The following is a 19,181-nucleotide window of genomic DNA, read 5'->3' on the forward strand; positions in this document are numbered from 1 at the left end:
CTGGCTTAAGCTTTAGGCCATGATCAGAACGAAGTGGAGCACGGCCGGTATCGTTGCCGCTTGTGCGGTGGCGAATTGGCTTATCGGCGTAGTACTGATGAGCATGGATATCGAGGAGTATTCACCGTCGTTTGAGGAGTACGGGCCCTATATCTGTACCGGTTTTGCGGTGGGCGTGGTGACGATTATCGCCCTGCCCTTTGCGTTAGAGCACCAGCCGCGCGAGCTTTCCGACGTCGACTATAGCGGCTCCACCCGTAGCTTCATCGCTGGCTGTATCGTGCTGCTGGGGTCGAGCTCCTATTTTGGTGCGGCTAGTGGAGTCGTGGCTTTCATTTCCATGGTCTCGCGCCGCTCGACTTCGCGCTCGGTGGCCGCAGTGGCGTGCTTCGTGGCGGCGTTTGCGATTGATGCGTTCTTCAACCCCTATATGGCCTGGGACGATATCGGATGGGTTGGTGCCATCTTCGTTGTGGTCGTGATAGTCGCGGGGTTATTGGTAGGCCAAAAGCGCGCCAATCTGCGCGAAAAGCGGTGGCGGGTGGAGCAGCAAGCCCGGATGAATCGCGAAGAGATGCGTGCCAAGGTAGAACGCGCGCGGCGAGAGGAGCGCGAGAATATCGCGCGGGACATGCACGATACGCTCTCGCATCGGCTGAGCCTTGTGGCCATTCATGCGGGTGCGCTGAGCTATCCGCGTGAAGGCGTGCCGGCCGAGTTCACAGACGCAGCGCGCACCATCCGCGCGGAGGCCCAGAACGCGGTAGAAGATTTGCGCACCGTCCTAAGCGCTCTACGTGAAGATCTTTCCCAGGATCCGCGCACCACCTTAGAAGAGCTAGTCGCGGCCGCGCAGGAGGCCGGCACGCAGGTGACCGTGACCTACGCGGACGGTGCCAGCCCGGATGTTTTTACTGGGCTATCCACGATGGCGCAGCACGCCGTGCACCGCGCAGTACAGGAGGGCCTGACCAATGCGCGCAAGCATGCCGCAGGCCAGCCGGTGAGCATCACGGTGTGCGAGGTGGCCGGTGAGGTGGGCGTCGAGATGCGCAACCCGCTCCCAGTGGCTAAGGCCGAGGAGCGCGCAGGTAGCGGCGTCGGCGGCTACGGGCTGGTGGGACTGCGCGAGCGTGTGGAGCTATCCGGCGGGCGCATGAATGTCCACGTCGGCGAAGAAGGCGAGGAATTTGGATGGAGTATCCGTTTACCGCTAGCGCGCCAGGAGGCCACGCAATGAGCGAAATGAGTTGGCAGTTGCGCCATCCCGATTACGGGCTCATGCGCATTGACCTAGAAGAAACCACGACCCGCGAGGGATGGACAGGAAAGTACTTAGACTCTAAGCGCAGTCTTTTTACCTCTATGGTCGACGGAACTTCGCGCAAGCTCAGCTATACCGATACCGATGCTTCGGCCTATAGCGTGGAATTCCTGCGCGGAAATAGCGATGATAATGCGCCCGAAGACGCAGATCGCATCGAGCTGGTGGAGCGCCGTGGCTATATCGTGCCACAGTTTCGCGGGCAAGGAGCGAGAGTGATGTTTGCGGCGGTGGGGGAGCCGGGCGTCGATAAGCGGCTGCATCGGGTGAACCTGTGGGCGTTGCTCTTGCAGACGGCGCTGACATTCATTGCGGCCACACTAGTCATCGAATTTTTCCCGAAATTCTTCGAAAAGATAAACGAGATTCTCGTGCCCTCGTTCCTCAACGGCGTAGTGGCAGGCCACGCCACTATAGTGCCGGTAGCGCTGGCGAGTCTTGTGGTGCTTACAGTGGCGTATACGCCCGTCGCGTCGAAGTTCTGGCGCGCGCGGTGGAATCAACCAGTGGGAAAGGAAGCATGATGGCAGATACCCTGCGCGTGGTGCTGGTTGATGACGAGGCTCTAGTCCGCAGCGGCCTGCGCCTGCTGCTATCCAACGCGCCCGATATCGAGGTCGTGGCCGAGGCGAGCAATGGCCGAGACGCGGTGGCTACCGTGCTCGACGCGCAGCCCGATGTGGTGTTAATGGATATTCGCATGCCGGTCATGGATGGCATCGCGGCCGTGGAGAAGATTCTATCGGTCCACGCCATGCCGATAATCATGCTTACGGCCTTTGATACCGATTCCTTCATCCTGCGGGCCCTGCGCGCCGGGGCGGCCGGGTTCTTGTTGAAGTCGACGCCGCCGGAATCGCTCATGGCGGCCGTGCGTGCGGCCGCGGCGGGGCAGCCGTTGTTGAGCCCGCAGGTCGTCGACAAGCTGGTGGGCATGCAAAGCCCCGCGCTTTCCGACGCCCATTCACACCACACCCGCACCGCTCGCACCCGGCTTTCCACTTTGAGCTCGCGCGAGCGGGAAATAGCCGGGCTGGTGGCCCAGGGCTTGAATAATCAAGAAATCGCCGAGCAACTGGTGGTGTCCATGGCGACGGTGAAGTCGCATATGCAGCATATTTTGAAAAAGATCGGCGGTACCAGCCGCGTGCACATCGCCATTATGGTCTTAGAGGCGCGTGGCTAAGGCCGGAGAATCCTCCCTGCGGGGGATACCGCGCCGCCGGCGGGCCGGCTTAGACTGGTGCACGTTATGAAGTTGTTCCGAAAATCCGACGAAATGCTCCAGCGTCCGCTGTGGCAGAAAATTCTCATCGCAGTAATCGCTGTCGTCGGCGACGTGTTGGCCGCCTCGGATAGTGTTTCGGTAAATGATGTCTCAGAGAATCGGGTGCTTGTTATACTTGCGGTGTTGGTCGGAACTTGGGCGCTTTTACCTTTGGCTTTGCGCCATGCCGTTGGGGAGCGTGACCCGCGCAGCACGCAGCCTGGCCCGCGCAGTGCATTGGTAGCCGCAACCATTATTTCGGCGACGGTGACGATTGCTGAGTTCCGGCCTTCGGTATTTATAGCGGCGTTTTCTGCGGCCTCGCGCCGCAGCCGGTTGTGGATGGCGCTGGTATGCACGGCCATGGTGCTCTCGGAGTTGGTCGATTTTGATATATCTCGAAGCGAAGGGCTTAGTGCGCCCGGGAAGTTGGGATTTTTCTCTGGCATCATCCTCCCAGCAGTAGTGGTTTTAGTCGTCGGGTTGGTTCGCTCGAACCAAAAAGAGCGCACGATTGCGCTGCAGGCGCAGGCGGAGCTCACGCATGAGGAAATGACCACCCGGGAGAATTTTGCGCGGCAGGAAGAACGCGACCGGATCGCGCGGGATATGCACGATACACTCTCGCATCGACTGAGCATGATTGCGGTCTACGCCGGCGGGTTGGCCTACCGCAAGGACCTAGATCCGGAAGAGACACGGAAGTCCGCGCGCACGATTCGCGATGAAGCCGAGGCCGCCGTGGGGGATCTGCGTGAGGCGCTGCACTCGCTGCGCAGCGAGGGGCGCATCGATCCGCGCGAGGGCGTGGAATCGCTGGTGGAGCGTTCCCGCCAGGCGGGCATGGACGTGGAAGTGCGCTACCAGGCGGGCGCGGGGCCGCAATCGCTGGAGGAGCTGAGCACCATGGCCGGCCACGCGCTCAACCGCGTGGTCCAGGAGGGCCTGACCAACGCACGCAAGCACGCACCGGGGCAGCCGGTTACCATCACCATCGCCACGCTTGCCGACGCCCTGTCTATCACCATGTCTAACCCCACCGCCCAGACTGGGGAAAAGGCAGGCGTGCACAGTGGTGGGTACGGGATCGTCGGCATGCGCGAGCGCGCTAGTGTTGTGGGCGGATCATTGCAGGTACAAGACTGGGAAGAAAGCTTCTCGTGGACGCTGCGCCTGCCAAGGAAGGAAGAAAAGTGAGTGAAATTCGGGTGGTGCTCGTCGACGATGAGCCGCTGCTGCGCCACGGCCTGCGCATGATCTTGGAAGGCGCGCCGGGCATTAGCGTCATTGGCGAGGCCGGCAACGGCAAGGAAGGCATCGAACTTATCCTGGCCGAGGAACCTGATGTGGTGCTGATGGATATCCGCATGCCGGTCATGGACGGCATCGAGGCGACGGCGCAGTTGCATTCGCTCGCCGGCGCGCGTGATATCCCGGTGGTGATGCTCACTGCTTTTGATACCGACGAGTTCATCCTGCACGCCCTGCGCGCTGGGGCGGTGGGATTCTTGTTGAAGACGACGGCGCCGGAGGCGCTGGTGGCGTCGGTAAGAGCAGCGGCCCAAGGCCAGCAACAGTTAAGCCCGAAGGTGCTAAAAAACCTGGTGGGGTTGGCAGACACGCCGCCGCAGCCGGAACAGGAGATGATTCAGCCCAGTGGGCTAGATGAGCTTAGCGAGCGCGAAAATGAAATCGCCCAGCTGGTGGCCCAGGGGCTGAGCAATGCCGAGATTGCCGAGCAGCTTTTCATCTCGCTGACCACGGTCAAGACGCACATGAAGCACATCCTGGCCAAGATCGATGGCACCAACCGGGTGCATATTGCCATTGCAGTGCTTGGCGGCTAGCTCCTGCTCGGTGCGGGACCGGCTAGGGCCGACGGAAAATGGCGGAGACTAGCCCGATAAGCGCAATGGCGCCGACGATGATGGAGGCGGCCGGCCAGTATTGCGGGTAGTACTTGAGCGTGTAGCCAAAGACTTGGCCGTCATCGAAGTGCTGCCACAGTGTTACAGGCATCCACCACAGCTTGGTCAGGGTGAGCAGCGCGCCCACGAGGCCGGCGGCAACGCGGCTGCCCCCACGCAAGAAGAAGCTGGCCGCAACCAGCAGTACGCCCGCGATGGTCAGGGCGAAGAGGAGGGGAGTTTCGGTGCCCAGCGGAGAGCCGCGCAGCAGGAACTCGTGGTCAATTTCGTGTTGTTCGATGAGGGTATATCCATCGAGTACGACGTCATCTGGGATTCCCATTATTTCTCCTTATTAGTGTCCGGGGGCGGCTGGGCGCCTTAGGTGGCGTAGGGAAGGCCGACTGAAAGGCGCACAGTTGCCACCTTAGAACCGGGTTGTACATCTATTATAGACAAATCTGTCTTAGAAGGCGTAGTCTGAGGCCTTTGACTCGATACAAGGAGACAGTGTGATTATTACCGGACTTCTCACCGGCATCGTCTTCGGTGCTGTGCTGCAGCGCGGGCGCTTCTGCGTGACCGGCATGCTGCGCGATATTTTCCTCACTAAGACCTGGCGCGGTTTTACCGCTCTGCTCATTTTGATCTCGGTCCATGCTTTTGGCCTTACCCTGTTGACCGGCGCTGACGTGCTCTCTCCGGAGATTGCTGATTTCAAACCAGTAGCCGTCATCGTTGGCGGATTCATCTTTGGCCTTGGCATCATCTTGTCTGGCGGCTGCGCTTCAGGCACGTGGTACCGCTCTGCCGAGGGCCTAGTTGGCTCGTGGATTGCGCTGCTGTTTTATGGGCTATCGGCCGCGGCGATGAAGTCCGGTCCGCTGGCTGGGGCGAATGATTGGTTCAAGCAGTGGAGCCTGCCGGTAACCACCATCCACGACGCGCTGCATATCTCGCCGTGGATTCTCGTGGCTGTGCTGTGGGGCGTGACCTTTATGCTGTGTCGCCACTACCGCGCCAAGGATGCCGGGCGCCCGAAGGTGGACTTGGGCCAGCCGTGGTACGCCAAGCCGTTGAATATGAATATCGCGGCGGTTGCTGTTGGCATCATCGGCACGGTGGGTTTCGTGCTCTCTGCCGACGCCGGCCGCAATGGTGGGCTCGGCATTACCACGCCGACTGCGGATATCGTGCGCTGGGCCGCCACCGGTGATTCCGTGCGCATGAATTGGGGCACCCTGTTGGTCATCGGCCTTCTGGTGGGTGCTTTCATTGCCGCGAAGTCCGCCGGCGAGTTCCGCGTGCGCGTTCCGGATGCACAGACTGCAACCCGCGCTATTTGGGGTGGCATCATGATGGGTGTGGGTGCTTCGCTGGCTGGCGGTTGCACCGTGGGCAACGGCATGGTGGAGACCTCCTTGTTTAGCTTCCAGGGCTGGGTATCGTTGTTCTTTATGGCACTCGGCGTGGGTGCGGGCGCACGCCTATGGCTCAAGCCGAAGAAGGCGCAGGGCCACCAGTCACGGCAGCCGCAGACCTACTCCACCGAGGAGTCCGTGGATAACTCGGCGGTCTCCGCCGAGGAGAAGGTGCTGCCGAGCTTTGCCTCTGCCACCGGGGCAGTGGCGCTCAAGACCAAACCGCAGGCCAAGGAAAAGGCCCGTGCTCTAGGCGGTGGGCGCTACGCGCTGGATACCCTCGGTGCAGTCTGCCCGTTCCCCTTGATTGAGGCCAAGCAGGTCATGGCGGAGCTAGAGCCTGGTGAGGCGCTGGTCATTGATTTTGACTGCACCCAGGCCACCGACTCGATTCCGCAGTGGGCGGCCGATGAAGGCCATGAGATTCGTGATTTCCATCGCGCGGGCGATGCCGGCTGGCAGGTCACGGTAGTCAAGGGCGGCTAATTACATCATTGTCAGCTACTATGTGGAGGCAGAAGAATCGCGCGTGATTCTTCTGCCTCCTTTGTGGTTTGAAAGAAGTTATCTCATGCCCGAGTTTGATGATAATTCCACCGCCGTTGCGGATATTTTGCATGCCTTCGCCGTCTTTGAACGCGAGGAAGAACACGTGCTAGACGCGGAGCTGCGCCTTAACGTGTATGCCAGCTAGACCATGATTCGCGTCTTTTCCGCGCTGCTGCCTTCTGCCGCCGCGCGCGAGCATATGGTACATACGCTTAGGCCCATCCATGCGGCAACTACCAACGAGTTGCGCTGGACGGATCCGGATAATTGGCATGTGACCATGGCCTTTTATGGCGACCAGCCCAATGATGCCGCGGCTGTGCGCGAGCACCTCGCCCACGCGGTGGCTGGGCGCTCGGCGTTGGATGTGCATGTGAGCGGAGCGGGAAGTTTTGAGCAGCGCACCCTGTGGTTGGGCGTCGGTGGCCAGGCGCGGGGTGTGCGGGAGTTGATGGCGGATTGCCAGCTTGCCGATGTCCCCTTTAATCACCACCGCCCCCACCTCACCGTCGCGCGCGCCGGCCGGCGTACCCGTGATCCGTGGGTACTGGGGGATGTCGTGCGTGCGTTATCGGTGTACCGAGGACCGGACTTTTGCGCGGACCGGGTTTGCCTTATGCAATCGCACCTGGGCGAGGGCCGCGGCGGCGGGCCGCGCTACGAAGTAATTGAGGAATACCCCCTATTCTAGGCGGCGCGGGCGGCACGGATTTCCCGCACGAGGGCATCGAGCTCTTCGCGGGTGGCGGTGCGGTCTGGGTGGGTGGTGCAAAAGTCCAAAAGGAAGTAGCCGGCGTGCTGCAGCGCGATGTGGCGGGCCCAGAATTGGCGCACGGCATCTGGGTTATCGGCGGCGAGGGATTGGATGGCGCGGCGCTCGGAAAGCAGCTCGTACTGTAGGTCACGGCGTGCGGACAACACGGAATCCGGGGTATTGACAAAGAGCAGTCCGAGCAGGGTAGCCATGGATTCCATCGCGCGGACCTGCAGGCGGGCCTGATTGCGTACCGGGGCGCTGCGCTGCCATAGCCATAGCACCGCGGTGGCGATGAGGATGGACAAGAGGATCTCGCCGCAGCGAGCTTGAATGGTGGGCAACAGGGGGCGGGTAGCTGAGTTGCCCATGAGAAGCGCGAGCGGGGTGGAGAAGATAACGCAGATGGCGTAGTTTTTCGCCACGAAGATTTCGGCGCAGAATTGGCAGGCAGCCAGAGCCAGCAGCAGCGTCCAGCCATTAATACCGAAGTAGTGAAGGATGGAAAATAGCAGCACGCCCACTACAGAGCCGAGCATGCGGTGGATGCCGCGGACGGTGCCCGGCACATGGTCGGGTCCCCATTGCAGCATGAGGAAGGCAGAGACCACGCCCCAGTCCGGCCGGTCGAAGCCGAGGCTAAGGCCCACGAGCACGGTAATGATCGCCGAAAGAACCACCTTTTGGGTAGTGACCATGGCATGCGAATCCCGCACCGCGGCGCGGTAAAGCCGGTACCGGCCGGTGGGCCGGGTATGGGGGATAGCGGTGCGATTCGGGTCGACGTCGGTGACATGATCGGTAAGCTGGTCCGAATCGGAGCCGAGGTCAAGGGCGCGGTTATGTGCCACGATGGTGTGCTGGGCAGCAAGGGTGCGCTCTACTAGGTGGGCTCCTTGGGAGTCGATGATGCGGCCACCGCGGATAATGTGGGCGTCGGAAAGCGCCTGCCAAGCAGCAAAAAGTGCGGTTTGTGCTTGGTGGTGGCGGGCGAGTGAATCATCCTGTCCGGCCTGGAAGGCAGACGCGGCCTTTTCCAGGCTGGCTACGGCGCGGCGCTCAGGGCCGTGCGGGTCAAAAAGGGCCGGGGCCATGCCGAGGATCAAGCTGGCCACCATGCCCGTCAGCGCCCAAAAGAGCAGCTGGCCCACGGTGACATCGGTGCGGGCGAGCATGACCGAGCCGCCGCCGACCATGACGAGGAAGAAGGTGCCCGGTGGCGGCAGGCGCAGCGCATTTTGGGCAAAGCCACAACCGGCGGCCAATGCCGTGGAGTAGAGGCCTGCGAGTAGGAGCCACCAATGGCCGTGGCCGGGCGCAAAGATAAGATGGCCTACCAACACGCCGACGGCGGCGACGGTAATGAGCGCGGTGCCGGCGGTGAGCATGACGCGCGGGCGGGTGCGATAGGGCTGTCCCTCGCCAAAGATGACGGTAAACGCGCCGGTGGAAATGAGCAGGATAGCGTAGTCGTGGCCGGTAAGCAGCGCAATGGCGCCGGGCAGGAGAATCGCCAATCCCGCGCGCAGTGCACCAGGCCAGCGCACCGAGGCGCTATTAAATGCGGTGAGTAGCTGGGTGGTGCTAGGGCGCTGCGGGATGGGATAGTCAAGCTGGGCGGCCACGGAGCAGCAGGATCCTTTCTAAGTAGAGTTATCTGACCCGACTACCTTACGCCCACCAGCACCCGCTTCACATTTCGGCGGCCGCGATAAGCCGACGCGTGTAGTCCGTGCTGGGGGAGGACCATACGGCCTCGGTAGGGCCGTGCTCGATGAGCCGGCCGCGGTCGAGGACGGCGACACTATCGCATAGGTGGCGTACCACCGCAAGGTCGTGGGTGACAAAGAGTAAGGTGAGCTCTCGCTTGTCGATGATCTCTGCCAGTAGCTCCAAAACCTGCGCGCGCACGGACATATCAAGGGCCGAGACTGCTTCATCGGCCAGCAGGATATCTGGCTCGCCGCACAGCGCGCGGGCAATGGAAATGCGCTGGCGCTGGCCACCAGAAAACTCGTGCGGGAAGCGGTCGAGGCTATCGGCCGGAAGCCCGACCTCTGCAAGCACGGCCGCGGCGCGGGAGCGCTTTTCGGCTTTGTTTGGGTTGCCCGGCATGGCCTCTGCGATGGATTTCCAGATCTTTAGCCGCGGGTTGAGAGAGCCCTGCGGATCTTGGAAGACCATCTGCACTCGGCCACGGACAGTGACCTCGCCGCTTGTGGGCTGGTCGAGTCCGGCAATGAGCTTGAGCAGGCTGGTCTTGCCCGATCCGGAGCCACCCACAATGCCGAGGCGCTCGCCGTGGTGCACGCGCAGATCGATGCCGTCGAGTGCGGCGTGAGTGCCGTGCACCTTGCTAACCCCTTCGAGCGTGACGAGGGAATCTTCTGCTGCGGCCGGGGCAAGGCTCATCTCTGGCGGCTGTGAGGAGGCGATGAGCTCGCGGGTATAGGGATGCTCGGGCTGGGCAAGAATCCGCTCGGTAGGGCCCGACTCCACCACTGCGCCATGGTGCATTACCACAACGCGGGGACACATGCGGCGGATGACTCCCAAGTCATGGGTGATGAAGATCAGCGCGATGCCGCGAGCCTTGGTCACGCGCTCGATGACGCGCAATACGCCATCTTGCGTGGTGGCATCCAGCGCGGTGGTCGGTTCATCGCAGATGAGCAGATCGGGGTGGCCGGCCATGGCCATGGCAATGAGCACGCGCTGGCGCTGGCCTCCGGAGAGCTGATGCGGAAATCGGGAGGCAATGTCGGCATCAAGCTCCACCTCTTCGAGAGCGGTTGCGGTATCGCGCACCCCGGCGTGGGCCAGCTGTTTGCCCACGCGCATAAGCGGGTCCAGCGCGCTCATTGGCTCTTGGAAGACCATGGCCATGGTCTTCCCGCGCAATGGGCGGATACGGGAATCGCGTGTGCCGACTACCTCGTGGCCATCCACTGTGACGGAGCCGCTCGCGCGCACCCCATCGGGCAAAAGCCCCATGATGGACAGCGCAGTGAGCGATTTTCCGGAGCCGGATTCACCAATAATGCCGAGCTTTTCGCCGGCCGCGAGCTCGAAGTTAAGCGGCCCCAGAAGAGCAGTGCTGGACCCAGCAGCGGTGACCGCCAGGTTATCTACTTTGAGCAGGCTCATCGCGCGGATCCTTTCAGGCGGGGATCGAGGAGGTCACGGAGGGCGTCGCCAAGCAGGTTAAAGCCCAGCACTGTTGCCGCAATGGCCAGGCCGGGCCAGAAGGCCTGCAGAGGAGCGGTGCCCAGAAGCGACTGGGAATCTTGCAGCATCCGGCCCCACGAGGCGGCCGGTGGGGCGGTGCCTAAGCCAAGATAGGACAGGCCGGCCTCGGCCAGGATGGCAAGCGCGAAATATACCGAGGCCTGCACGATGAGCAGACCGGCAAGATTGGGCAGAATATGGCGCCACGCTACCTTCCAGCCCGGCACCGCGGAAATGCGCGCGGAGGAAATATAGTCCTGCGTGATGACCTGCAGCGTGCCCGAGCGCGCAACCCTGGCAAAAGAAGGAATGCCGGCGATGCCGATAGCAATCATGGCCGTAAGCGTTGAGGGGCCCCATACCGCGCCAGCAATAATCGCCAAAAGCAGCGCGGGGAAGGCAAGCAACAAATCCGCACTGCGCATCACTAACGCATCGGCCCACGTGCCGCGGCGCATGCCAGCGAGGATGCCGAGCGGCACGCCGACCACGGCGGCGATTCCCACCGCCACTAGGCCGACGAAGACCGTAATCTGGGCCCCCGCCATGAGGCGGGAAGCGGTATCGCGACCGAAGCGGTCCGTACCAAGGAGATGCTCGGCACTGGGGCCGGCAAGGCTCACATCCGGGTGCGCGAGAGTAGGGTCATACGGCGTCCACACCAGCGAAATCACTGCCACCAGCACCGTGGCGGCGACGAGGATGGCCCCCAGCCAGCCAGAAAAACGCAGCTTCATTATTTATCACCTGCCGTGATGCGCGGATCGATGAATCGGTAGGCCACATCCGTGAGGGCATTGACCACCAAGGCGAAGGCGACGAGGAGCATGACCAAGGTCTGCACCGTGGTCAGATCGCGCACCGCCACCGCATCCAGCAGCATCGAACCTATGCCGGGGATGACAAAGACGGACTCAATTACTACGGCGCCCACGACCATCGTGGTTAGCTGTACGCCGGCCACGGTAAGCACGGGCAGCGCCGCATTGCGCAGGCCGTGGCGCTTCAGCGCCTGCCACGGGGACTGACCCAGCGCACGGGCGGTACGAATATAGTCCTGATGCAGCACATCGAGCACAGCCGAGCGCACATAGCGCGTCAGCATTGCACCTTGCACCACGGCCAGCGCAATGACCGGCAAGATGAGGTGGCGAATAAACTCGCCTGCGCCCTGGTTTGGCGGCACCCAACCATTGGCCGGCAGCCAGCCTAGGTGAACGGCAAAGATGGCCACCAGGATGATGCCGAGAAGGAAGCTGGGCACCGCAATGCCTAGCTGCGTACCGGCAGTAACCACATCCGCGCTGCGGGTACGGTTGCGCAGTGCCAACCACATTCCCACCGGGATGGCCCCGGCCAGTGCGAGTAGCATCGCTAAACCAATCAGGATGAGCGTGACTTGGGCGCGGTCCAGCACCAGCGGCGTAATATCTTGTTGCGAGGACAATGACTGCCCAAAACTGCCGGTAAACAGGCCTTTTATCCACTCCCAATATTGCGTGAGCAGCGGGCGATCCAGGCCCAGCTCAGAGCTGAGCTTGCCGACGGCCTCTTCGGTCGCATTCACTCCCAGCGCCACCCGCGCCGGGTTGCCTGGCACCGCGCGCATGAGCGCGAAGATGATGATGGAGGCGGCAAAGAGCGTTAATGCAAAGCGCAGCAGCGGGCGCACGATGGCGCGCCCAGTAAGGCGAAGGGAAGTCATCGTGCCTCCTTTTCGGTGGTCATTGCGGAGCTGAGATCGCGCAAGATCAGCGCGTCCGTGACCTGATCAGGATGCAGTCCGCGCACGCCTGTGCGGGTGAGCACGATATTGGGCATATTCATCAAAGTCAGCGCGCCGGCATCAGCCATGATCTGGTCCACGGCTTGTGCCATGAGCTTGGGGTAGTCCTGCTCGGGTGCGGAGTCTGCCTGGGCCAAAAGCTCGCGGGTGCGCGGCGAATCGTAGTTGAGGTAGTAGTCCGGATCGCCGAATAGGGTTGGCACATCGCGCGGTTCTACGTGGGAGATGAGCGACATTTGATAGTCTTTGGCACCCATGACCTGGCCCAACCATACGGCTGGGAACTCGGCGGATTCCAGCTTCACCTTAAAACCAACTTCGGTGAGTTGCGAGTACAGCAGCTCGGCGACGGTCTGGGCATAGGGCAGCGTCGGTGTGGTCAGCGTGATTTCGGCCCCTTCTGCGCCGGCCTCTTCGAGTAACTGGCGGGCCTTATCCGGGTTGTAGTCGTAGTAGTGCTTGCCTTGGAACCATGGATCTGTAGGTGGGATTGGTGCACCACCGGTGTCTTTGGCTAGGCCATTCCACAAAATGTCATTGGCCGCCTTGCGGTCGACGGCATAGGCGACTGCCTGGCGCACGCGCGGATCATCAAAGGGAGCCCGGGCATTATTCATGGATAGCAACACCTCACCATTGGTGGTGCCGACCTCGGTAGCGATGCCGTCCTTGACGTCATCGAGAAGCTCCGGGTTTTGCACGCCCCAGACCACGTCCACGCCGCCGGCCTGCAGCGCATTGACCGAGGAGATGGTGTCTGGGAAATAGCGCACGGTGACATCGTGCGCGGCGGGCTTTCCCCAATAATTTTTGCGGACCTTGAGCTCCACAAATTCCGAAGGCGCAAAGCGGGAAACCTCAAAGGGGCCGGTACCCACCGGTTGGGCGGCGAGGTTATCCATGCCATTAGGCGTCATCATCGCGCCGGTGGCCGTGCCCATGGACCAGAGCCAACCATTCGATGGCTGTTTCAGGCGCACCTTTAGTGTGTGATCATCGATGGCTGTGGCCTTGGCTACCGGATCCATGGCTGCAGAGATGCCATTGGTCCATTTCTCGCGAACGTAATTAATGGAAAAGGCCGCGGTCTCGGCGGTAAAAGCATCGCCATTGGAAAAGGTGACACCTTTGCGCAGGTGGAAGGTATAGCTGCGGGCATCGTCGCTGATCTCCCACGAGCTGGCGAGCCCCGGGGTGATAGAACCGTCCTCATCGATGCGCACGAGAGTTTCGTAGACATTGTCCATGAGTACGGCGGGGATGGCGGCACCACCGGTAGTGGTGAAATCTAGGGAGGTGGCTGCCGAGGTGGAGGCTACGGTAAGGGAAGCAGAAGCGGAGTCACTATCTGCTTGGGAGGTATCAACCACCGCGGTATGGCCTGCAGAGCACGCTGATACGGTTCCGACAGCGGCTGCCATGGCGAGGCTACCCAGCGCCCTGCCGGCGCGAAATCTTCTCATAGGAAGCAGGGTAGCCGGTGGGGATAGCTGCCGTGAAACTTATGCAAAATTTCCGGGTGTGGGGATAACTTCTAGGGGTGAAACGCCCCCGCGTACGTTATTCATAGCCAGCTTCATGCGGTCCGCGCGATAGAGGTATACCGCCAATTCCACCGGTTCGCCGGAGTGGTTGGATATTTCCATCTGGAGCCGCCACAGTGGGGTGCCAGTGGCCACTTCAAGTGCCTCGGCATCCTCAGCCGTGGCTTCTTCCAATGTGAGTTCGCGGCGCACATTATCAAAGTCCACGCCGCATTCGTGCAGGTGCGCATGAATAGAGCCGGCATCCGCGTCGAAGTCCAAGATGTGCTTTCCCACCACCATGGGGAAATACATGCGCTCAATGGCAATGGGGTGGTCCTCGGTATAGCGCACGCGGTGGACAAAGACCACATTTTGTTCTGGGTCCACACGCAGAAAACGAGTGATTTCCCGCGGCGCACGGCGGCGAGCCAGCCACAGGGTGTGCTGTTGGGGATCCGCGTCATATTCGCTGAGCCAGCTGGAGATGGAATAGATGGATTCAAAAAGCTCTGCCTGGGTAGAGGCTAAAACGGTGGAGCGTCGCCCGCGGCCGGAGGAAACCAGCCCTTCGGCGCGCAAAGCCGCAACCGCTTGGCGCACGGGTCCGCGGGAAGAAGAAAACTTCTCGCATAAATCTGCTTCGCTAGGTAGAAAATGGCCTGGTTGCAGCACGCCAGAGCGGATCTGTTCTCGCAGGTAGTCCGCGATCTTTTTATGTTGCTGTTTATCGCGTGGGCTCATTCAACCTTTGTCCTTAGTCTCTCCGGGGCTTTTCGCAGCGGAGCGAAACACGTCAATGTTATTCCATTTTGCTAGGGTGCGCTAACGCAACAGCGTCACTAAGAAACTACGCGCTATTTGAGTGAAAAGGCACTAAATAAAATCACGCGCCGCTCTATCAGCGCTAGGTGGGTGGGAAGCACGCTAGGCTAAGTCTTCGTGAACGAGAGCACCGAAACTATTGAAGTACGCGAAGCCGGCGGTACCGCGCGCCTAGGCAAGGCAGTGACGGTGGCTGTCATTATCGCCGTCGCGCTGCTGCTAATCGGTGGAGTGCTTATTTACTCGGCGCTGCAGGAGCCGGCCGACACACGCTTGCATACCGTTTACCTCATTGCCGCGCTCATGCCCTTAGGCGGGGCGCTGTGCGCGATGCTGGCGGTGGTAGCCTCCGCGCGGCGCCGAGCTCGTGCGCTGCTGCGCATTGGCGAGGATATTTCCTTGCCACTCCAGCGGACTAGGTATCCGGCCGCTGAGCTAGACCGCATGCAGTTCTATTCGCTCGAGCCGGGCCAAAATTTCCTGGCCCTGATTCCGCGTGGGGTACGCGTTTCTACCTTGGACGAAGCGCAGCAGTATTCGGTGCGATTGCCGGAGCAGGCGAACCTGGGACCGCGGGAGCTTGAGGGAAAACTCCGGGAACGGTTCCCCGAGGTCCCCATTGACCACCTAGGCCACGTAAGGGCCGAAGGCTAGCTCGGGGTGCCGGCTACGCGTGCCGGATCGAGCTGCCAGCCCTGTGCGAGCAGTTGCATATTCTTGATGACTTCCTCGTGCGAGCTGGACTGCAAGGAAACCATCAGCTCATCGGCCTTAGCGTGCTTCTGGAAGGTCTCGAGGTAGTTTGCCACCTCATCGGCGGTGCCCACGGCGGAGTACTTCAGCATGTCTAGGATCTGCTGGCCCTGGTAAGAGCCGATAATCTGCTCCACCTGCTCATCGGTGAGGTGCTTGCCGCGGCCGGCGAAGGCCTTGACGCGGTTGAAACACACGCGCTCGTATTCCTCCTGCGCCTGTTGGGTGGTCTCGGCGGCGGTGACGTTGACTCCGGCGATGAGGTAGGGCTTGCTGAAGCGCTCGGAAGGCTGGAAGTTCTCGCGGTAGTAGGTGGTAGCCTGCTCGAGGTGCTGCGGGGCAAAGTGAGAAGCAAAGGCATAAGGCAGGCCGAGCTTGGCGGCTAGCGAGGCGCCGAACATGGACGAGCCCAAAATATAGATCGGCACGTTGGTATTGGCACCTGGAACGGCGCTGACCCCCGGGATATAAGACTTGCCCTCGAGATAGGAGTTGAGCTCTTTGACGTCTTCGGGGAAGCGTTCGGCAGAGTGGGCGTCGCGGCGCAGGGCGCGGCCCAGGGTATTCATATCCGTGCCGGGTGCGCGGCCTACGCCTAAGTCGATGCGCTTGGGATACATCTCCTCCAAAGTGCCGAATTGCTCGGCGATGACATAAGGGGAGTGGTTAGGCAGCATCACTCCGCCGGAACCCAAGCGAATGCGCTCGGTCTTCGCACCAATGTGGGCGATGAGCACGGCCGGAGAAGAAGACATGATGGACTTCATATTGTGGTGCTCGGTGTACCACATGCGAGAATAGCCCAGCTTTTCTGCTTCCTGTGCCAACTGCACGGAGCGGGCGATGGATTGTGCTGGGGTCTCGCCCTCATAAATGGTGCAGAAGTCCAAGACGGAAAGATGCGCGCGTTCGGTCACGGGGAGAGCCTTCCTTTTGCTTTCGGTAAATCCTGTCTAAGTTCTCTTCTTCCAACGGTACGCGCCGCCTGACTATTCCGGGCGGGGCTATACCGCATCGCCGCAGGGGCCTGTTGACATAAAAATCCCCTCCGCCTCGGCACCGTGGTGAGGTGTGGAGTGGGAGGGGGAGGTAGGAAGGAGAGACTAAGCCTCAGCGAGGGCGTCGGCCTCCGCCGGCTCTGTTGCCGGTGGGTTGGCGGCCTCGTGCTTCTCGCCTGCCTTGGTGGCGATATCGACAACGAGGCCGATGACTGCCGCGATGGCGGTAGGGACGATCCAGCCGAGGTCTACGGACTGGCCAGGAGCCAAGCTCAAGAGGGGATCGAGTGCGTCGGTTCCCCAGCCCTGATCTGCGATAACGGACAAGGCCGACCACAGCACCGATACCCACAGTGCCAAACGGTAGGTCCAATAAAAGACCACGGACTTTTTCACCACTGGTTGGATCAGGGTGAGGAAGATAAGGGAAATAGCTGGTGGATACAGGAAAGTAATGAAGGGCACTGCAATGGACAGCACCGTCTCCAGCCCCTGGAAGGCGAAGAGAATGGACAGTGCGGTAAAGAGGCAGGCCCAGACGTGGTACTTCACCTTAGGCACAAGCATTTCGAAGAAGGCGGAGGTGGAGGTGATAAGGCCCACCGCGGTGGTCATGCAGGCCAGGATGACGATGGCGGAGAAGACGACTTGGCCGATGGTGCCCATGGTGAGATTTGCGGCGTCGGCAAGCAGGGGCGCTCCTGACTCATAGGACTGGCCATTGGGAATGGTTTGGCCTACCCACGCCAAGCCCAGATAGATAGCGGCCAGCAAAGCGCCAGCAACCAGAGCGGCAGTAATGGTGCCGTTAACCAGGGACTTCTTGGTCTTAAAACCCTTGGAACGCAAAGCGCCGACAATGACGATGGAAAAGGCCAGACCCGCAATGGCATCCATCGTGTTATAGCCCTCAAAAAGGCCGGTGACCATGGGGGAAGAAGTATAGTCCGCAGTAGGTGCTTGGGGATCGCGGGGATTGTTGAAAGCTGCCAAGGCGATGAGGACAACCAACAACGCCACCAAAGCCGGGGTGAGGAACTTACCCAAGGTATCGATAATGGAATTTGGCTTCCAAGACAGTGCTAGGGCGATAAGGAAAAAGACCACATTGAAGATGCCATTGGCCATGGTTCCCTCCCAGCCCAGCAGCGGGGTGATGGCGGTTTCCATGGAAACGGCGCCGGTGCGCGGCAGGGCGTAGAAGGCACCGATGGCAAGGTAGGCCATTACAGAAAAGACGAGGCCGAAAAGCGCGCCACCGTTGGAGCTCAGGTCGCGCACGGAGCGGCCCGAAATGGAGACGGCAACAATGGCTAGGACCGGAAGGAGCACGCCGGCGGCGAGGAAGCCGAGGACGGCGGGCCAAAAATTGGTGCCGGCCGAAACTCCCACCATGGGTGGGAAGATGAGGTTGCCGGCGCCGAAGAACATCGAAAACAGCATCAACGACGCAATTACGATGGTGGCGACGGGCTTTGCAGTGCTTGACGCGACTGGGGTAGCCATGGTGGCTCCTTAATTTTCCATGTACAGCTAGAATGTGAGGAAGCTTTCCTTATTCCGCCGAGGGGTGATGGCGGGGTGGGGTGCGTCTCCGCGGTCCGAGGTGGCGGGTCACGCCTGTTCGTGTAATGAGACATTACCGCCCACATGGTGAGAAATCAAAGTGTGGGGGTGACGCAGAATACATGGTTGACCCAGCCGGGCCGACCTAATCGAGTGCGGCGAAGGCACGCTCCATGCGGTCGAGTGCCTCCTCCAAAATCTCGCGCGAGGTAGAGAAATTCAACCGCGCATGGCCCGGACCGCCGGTGCCAAAGGTATCGCCCTCATTGAGCGCGACCTTCGCATTCTCCCGCAACCACTTGGCCGGCTGCGGATTGCCGCCGATGGCGGTATCAGCAAAGTCCAACCACAGCAGGTAGGTGGCCTCTGGTTTGCTGGTCTTTAAGCCGGGGATGCGCTGTGGCAGCTCCTCCACCAACCAATCGCGGGTCTGCCGCAGGTACGCTATTTCTTCATCGAGGAAGTCGCCGCACTCGCGGTAGGCAGTCTCCGCAGCAAGCACGCCTAGAGTGCCCGTGCCGTCCTTGGCCACCCCAGTAAGACCATTCCACGTGTGTACATCGGCCGTATTGGAGAAAATAATCTGCGCGCACTTTAGCCCGGCAGTATTAAAAGCCTTGGAGGTAGCGGTTACCGTGATGGTGCGCTCGGCAGCCGCCGCGCTCAGCGACGCCACCGGGATATGCCGCCCCTCATAGACCAGCGGGGCATGGATTTCATCGGCCAGGATGCGGGCATCATATCTTTCCGCCAGTTCTACCAAGCCGGTGAGGTAGTCCTCGTCCAAGACACGGCCGAGTGGGTTATAAGGGTTGGCTAGCAAAATAGAGCCAGCGCCCTGCTGGAAGGCGCGCTCAATATCATCGAGCTCTAGGCTGGTCTCGATCTTTTCGCGGCCAGCGGTGCGCGGCAGCTCCAGCAGTGGAGGGTAGGAAGGTACTGGCACGATGACCGGGGAACCTTCGCGGGTAAAGTACTGCACTCCTAGCAAAAGACCCCGCACTACATCCCCAATCCAGAAAATATGCTCCGGGTTGGGGCGCCAGCCATAGCGTGTGTCATAGAAATTAGCCACAGCCTCGCGCAGTCCTGAGGCCTTGGGTGCTGGGGTATAGCCGAAGGTTTCCCTATCCACCATTTCTTCCAACGCCTTCTTGATGGCGGGCGCGGTGGGGAAGTCGGACTCCGCAATCCACAGTGGCAACACATCTTCTTCGAAGACGGTCCACTTGCGGGTTCCGCGGGCTTGCAATTCTTCTAGGCTAGGAAACTCCATGGCA

The 19,181-nt window shown here is 61.0% G+C and carries 19 protein-coding genes; 9 read left to right on the plus strand and 10 right to left on the minus strand.

Features of this window, described 5'->3' with window-relative positions:
- Positions 1-19 precede the first annotated feature (19 nt).
- The 5 genes from I6I12_RS03790 (at position 20) to I6I12_RS03810 (ending at position 4,438) form a co-directional block, all read left to right on the plus strand.
- Positions 20-1,240 carry a sensor histidine kinase gene (locus I6I12_RS03790; protein ID WP_200288750.1) on the plus strand — a complete coding sequence of 407 codons (1,221 nt, stop codon included), beginning with the start codon at positions 20-22 and terminating at the stop codon, positions 1,238-1,240.
- Positions 1,237-1,848: a hypothetical protein gene (locus I6I12_RS03795; protein ID WP_200288751.1), complete on the plus strand. Its 612-nt coding sequence runs from the start codon at positions 1,237-1,239 to the stop codon at positions 1,846-1,848. Before I6I12_RS03790 ends, I6I12_RS03795 begins: the two co-directional genes overlap by 4 nt.
- Positions 1,845-2,510: a response regulator gene (locus I6I12_RS03800; protein ID WP_200288752.1), complete on the plus strand. Its 666-nt coding sequence runs from the start codon at positions 1,845-1,847 to the stop codon at positions 2,508-2,510. The genes I6I12_RS03795 and I6I12_RS03800 overlap by 4 nt, the downstream gene beginning before the upstream one ends.
- A gap of 66 nt (positions 2,511-2,576) precedes the next feature.
- Positions 2,577-3,788, plus strand: coding sequence for a sensor histidine kinase (locus I6I12_RS03805; protein WP_200288753.1), 1,212 nt, complete (start codon positions 2,577-2,579; stop codon positions 3,786-3,788).
- Positions 3,785-4,438, plus strand: a complete 654-nt coding sequence (locus I6I12_RS03810) for a response regulator (protein WP_200288754.1) — start codon at positions 3,785-3,787, stop codon at positions 4,436-4,438. The genes I6I12_RS03805 and I6I12_RS03810 overlap by 4 nt, the downstream gene beginning before the upstream one ends.
- A gap of 22 nt (positions 4,439-4,460) precedes the next feature.
- Here I6I12_RS03810 and I6I12_RS03815 read toward each other — a convergent pair whose 3' ends face one another.
- Positions 4,461-4,841, minus strand: coding sequence for a hypothetical protein (locus I6I12_RS03815; RefSeq protein WP_200288755.1), 381 nt, complete (start codon positions 4,839-4,841; stop codon positions 4,461-4,463).
- Positions 4,842-5,010: 169 nt separating this feature from the next.
- Here I6I12_RS03815 and I6I12_RS03820 point away from each other — a divergent pair, with 169 nt between their 5' ends.
- From I6I12_RS03820 to thpR, 3 genes are all read left to right on the plus strand, one after another.
- Positions 5,011-6,405: a YeeE/YedE thiosulfate transporter family protein gene (locus I6I12_RS03820; protein ID WP_200288756.1), complete on the plus strand. Its 1,395-nt coding sequence runs from the start codon at positions 5,011-5,013 to the stop codon at positions 6,403-6,405.
- 85 nt (positions 6,406-6,490) lie between these two features.
- Positions 6,491-6,613 carry a hypothetical protein gene (locus I6I12_RS12080; RefSeq protein ID WP_005324145.1) on the plus strand — a complete coding sequence of 41 codons (123 nt, stop codon included), beginning with the start codon at positions 6,491-6,493 and terminating at the stop codon, positions 6,611-6,613.
- A 3-nt stretch (positions 6,614-6,616) separates the two neighbouring features.
- On the plus strand, positions 6,617-7,159 hold the full coding sequence (gene thpR / locus I6I12_RS03825; protein WP_200288757.1) for an RNA 2',3'-cyclic phosphodiesterase: 543 nt from the start codon (positions 6,617-6,619) through the stop codon (positions 7,157-7,159).
- Here thpR and I6I12_RS03830 read toward each other — a convergent pair.
- The 6 genes from I6I12_RS03830 to I6I12_RS03855 all read right to left on the minus strand — a co-directional run bounded on the left by I6I12_RS03830 (position 7,156) and on the right by I6I12_RS03855 (position 14,503).
- Complete coding sequence (locus tag I6I12_RS03830) at positions 7,156-8,847, minus strand: FUSC family protein (protein ID WP_200288758.1); 1,692 nt, start codon at positions 8,845-8,847, stop codon at positions 7,156-7,158. The genes thpR and I6I12_RS03830 overlap by 4 nt on opposite strands.
- 67 nt (positions 8,848-8,914) lie before the next feature.
- On the minus strand, positions 8,915-10,369 hold the full coding sequence (locus I6I12_RS03835; protein ID WP_200288759.1) for an ATP-binding cassette domain-containing protein: 1,455 nt from the start codon (positions 10,367-10,369) through the stop codon (positions 8,915-8,917).
- Positions 10,366-11,187, minus strand: coding sequence for an ABC transporter permease (locus I6I12_RS03840; RefSeq protein ID WP_200288760.1), 822 nt, complete (start codon positions 11,185-11,187; stop codon positions 10,366-10,368). Before I6I12_RS03840 ends, I6I12_RS03835 begins: the two co-directional genes overlap by 4 nt.
- The gene (locus tag I6I12_RS03845) at positions 11,187-12,155 is read right to left on the minus strand and encodes an ABC transporter permease (protein WP_200288761.1); all 969 of its coding nucleotides are present in this window, start codon (positions 12,153-12,155) and stop codon (positions 11,187-11,189) included. The genes I6I12_RS03840 and I6I12_RS03845 overlap by 1 nt, the downstream gene beginning before the upstream one ends.
- Entirely contained in the window at positions 12,152-13,699 is a 1,548-nt protein-coding gene (locus I6I12_RS03850; RefSeq protein WP_200288762.1) for an ABC transporter substrate-binding protein, read from the minus strand. The genes I6I12_RS03845 and I6I12_RS03850 overlap by 4 nt, the downstream gene beginning before the upstream one ends.
- 39 nt (positions 13,700-13,738) lie before the next feature.
- On the minus strand, positions 13,739-14,503 hold the full coding sequence (locus I6I12_RS03855) for a GntR family transcriptional regulator (RefSeq protein WP_086588313.1): 765 nt from the start codon (positions 14,501-14,503) through the stop codon (positions 13,739-13,741).
- Between the two features lie 198 nt (positions 14,504-14,701).
- On the opposite strand from I6I12_RS03855, the gene I6I12_RS03860 reads away from it, so the two are divergent.
- The gene (locus I6I12_RS03860; protein WP_200288763.1) at positions 14,702-15,238 is read left to right on the plus strand and encodes a hypothetical protein; all 537 of its coding nucleotides are present in this window, start codon (positions 14,702-14,704) and stop codon (positions 15,236-15,238) included.
- On the opposite strand, the gene I6I12_RS03865 is transcribed toward I6I12_RS03860, so the two are convergent.
- The 3 genes from I6I12_RS03865 to I6I12_RS03875 form a co-directional block, all read right to left on the minus strand.
- Entirely contained in the window at positions 15,235-16,254 is a 1,020-nt protein-coding gene (locus I6I12_RS03865) for an LLM class flavin-dependent oxidoreductase (RefSeq protein ID WP_200288764.1), read from the minus strand. The two genes, I6I12_RS03860 and I6I12_RS03865, sit on opposite strands and share 4 nt — an antisense overlap.
- A 186-nt stretch (positions 16,255-16,440) precedes the next feature.
- Positions 16,441-17,841, minus strand: coding sequence for a branched-chain amino acid transport system II carrier protein (brnQ, locus tag I6I12_RS03870; protein ID WP_200288765.1), 1,401 nt, complete (start codon positions 17,839-17,841; stop codon positions 16,441-16,443).
- Between the two features lie 205 nt (positions 17,842-18,046).
- Positions 18,047-19,177 (minus strand): MalY/PatB family protein, encoded by a 1,131-nt coding sequence (locus I6I12_RS03875; RefSeq protein ID WP_200288766.1) that lies wholly within the window; start codon positions 19,175-19,177, stop codon positions 18,047-18,049.
- Positions 19,178-19,181: the final 4 nt, after the last annotated feature.

Origin of the sequence: Corynebacterium kefirresidentii, assembly GCF_016599755.1 — a bacterium.
GTDB classification, from domain to species: domain Bacteria; phylum Actinomycetota; class Actinomycetes; order Mycobacteriales; family Mycobacteriaceae; genus Corynebacterium; species Corynebacterium kefirresidentii.

Bases quoted from the DNA above. Each gene is read 5' to 3' on its own strand.
- I6I12_RS03790 (WP_200288750.1), top strand. From the start codon at position 20: ATGATCAGAACGAAGTGGAGCACGGCCGGTATCGTTGCCGCTTGTGCG.
- I6I12_RS03795 (WP_200288751.1), top strand. From the start codon at position 1,237: ATGAGCGAAATGAGTTGGCAGTTGCGCCATCCCGATTACGGGCTCATG.
- I6I12_RS03800 (WP_200288752.1), top strand. From the start codon at position 1,845: ATGATGGCAGATACCCTGCGCGTGGTGCTGGTTGATGACGAGGCTCTA.
- I6I12_RS03805 (WP_200288753.1), top strand. From the start codon at position 2,577: ATGAAGTTGTTCCGAAAATCCGACGAAATGCTCCAGCGTCCGCTGTGG.
- I6I12_RS03815 (WP_200288755.1), bottom strand. From the start codon at position 4,841: ATGGGAATCCCAGATGACGTCGTACTCGATGGATATACCCTCATCGAA.
- I6I12_RS12080 (WP_005324145.1), top strand. From the start codon at position 6,491: ATGCCCGAGTTTGATGATAATTCCACCGCCGTTGCGGATATTTTGCAT.
- thpR (WP_200288757.1), top strand. From the start codon at position 6,617: ATGATTCGCGTCTTTTCCGCGCTGCTGCCTTCTGCCGCCGCGCGCGAG.
- I6I12_RS03835 (WP_200288759.1), bottom strand. From the start codon at position 10,369: ATGAGCCTGCTCAAAGTAGATAACCTGGCGGTCACCGCTGCTGGGTCC.
- I6I12_RS03840 (WP_200288760.1), bottom strand. From the start codon at position 11,187: ATGAAGCTGCGTTTTTCTGGCTGGCTGGGGGCCATCCTCGTCGCCGCC.
- I6I12_RS03845 (WP_200288761.1), bottom strand. From the start codon at position 12,155: ATGACTTCCCTTCGCCTTACTGGGCGCGCCATCGTGCGCCCGCTGCTG.
- I6I12_RS03850 (WP_200288762.1), bottom strand. From the start codon at position 13,699: ATGAGAAGATTTCGCGCCGGCAGGGCGCTGGGTAGCCTCGCCATGGCA.
- I6I12_RS03855 (WP_086588313.1), bottom strand. From the start codon at position 14,503: ATGAGCCCACGCGATAAACAGCAACATAAAAAGATCGCGGACTACCTG.
- brnQ (WP_200288765.1), bottom strand. From the start codon at position 17,841: ATGGCTACCCCAGTCGCGTCAAGCACTGCAAAGCCCGTCGCCACCATC.
- I6I12_RS03875 (WP_200288766.1), bottom strand. From the start codon at position 19,177: ATGGAGTTTCCTAGCCTAGAAGAATTGCAAGCCCGCGGAACCCGCAAG.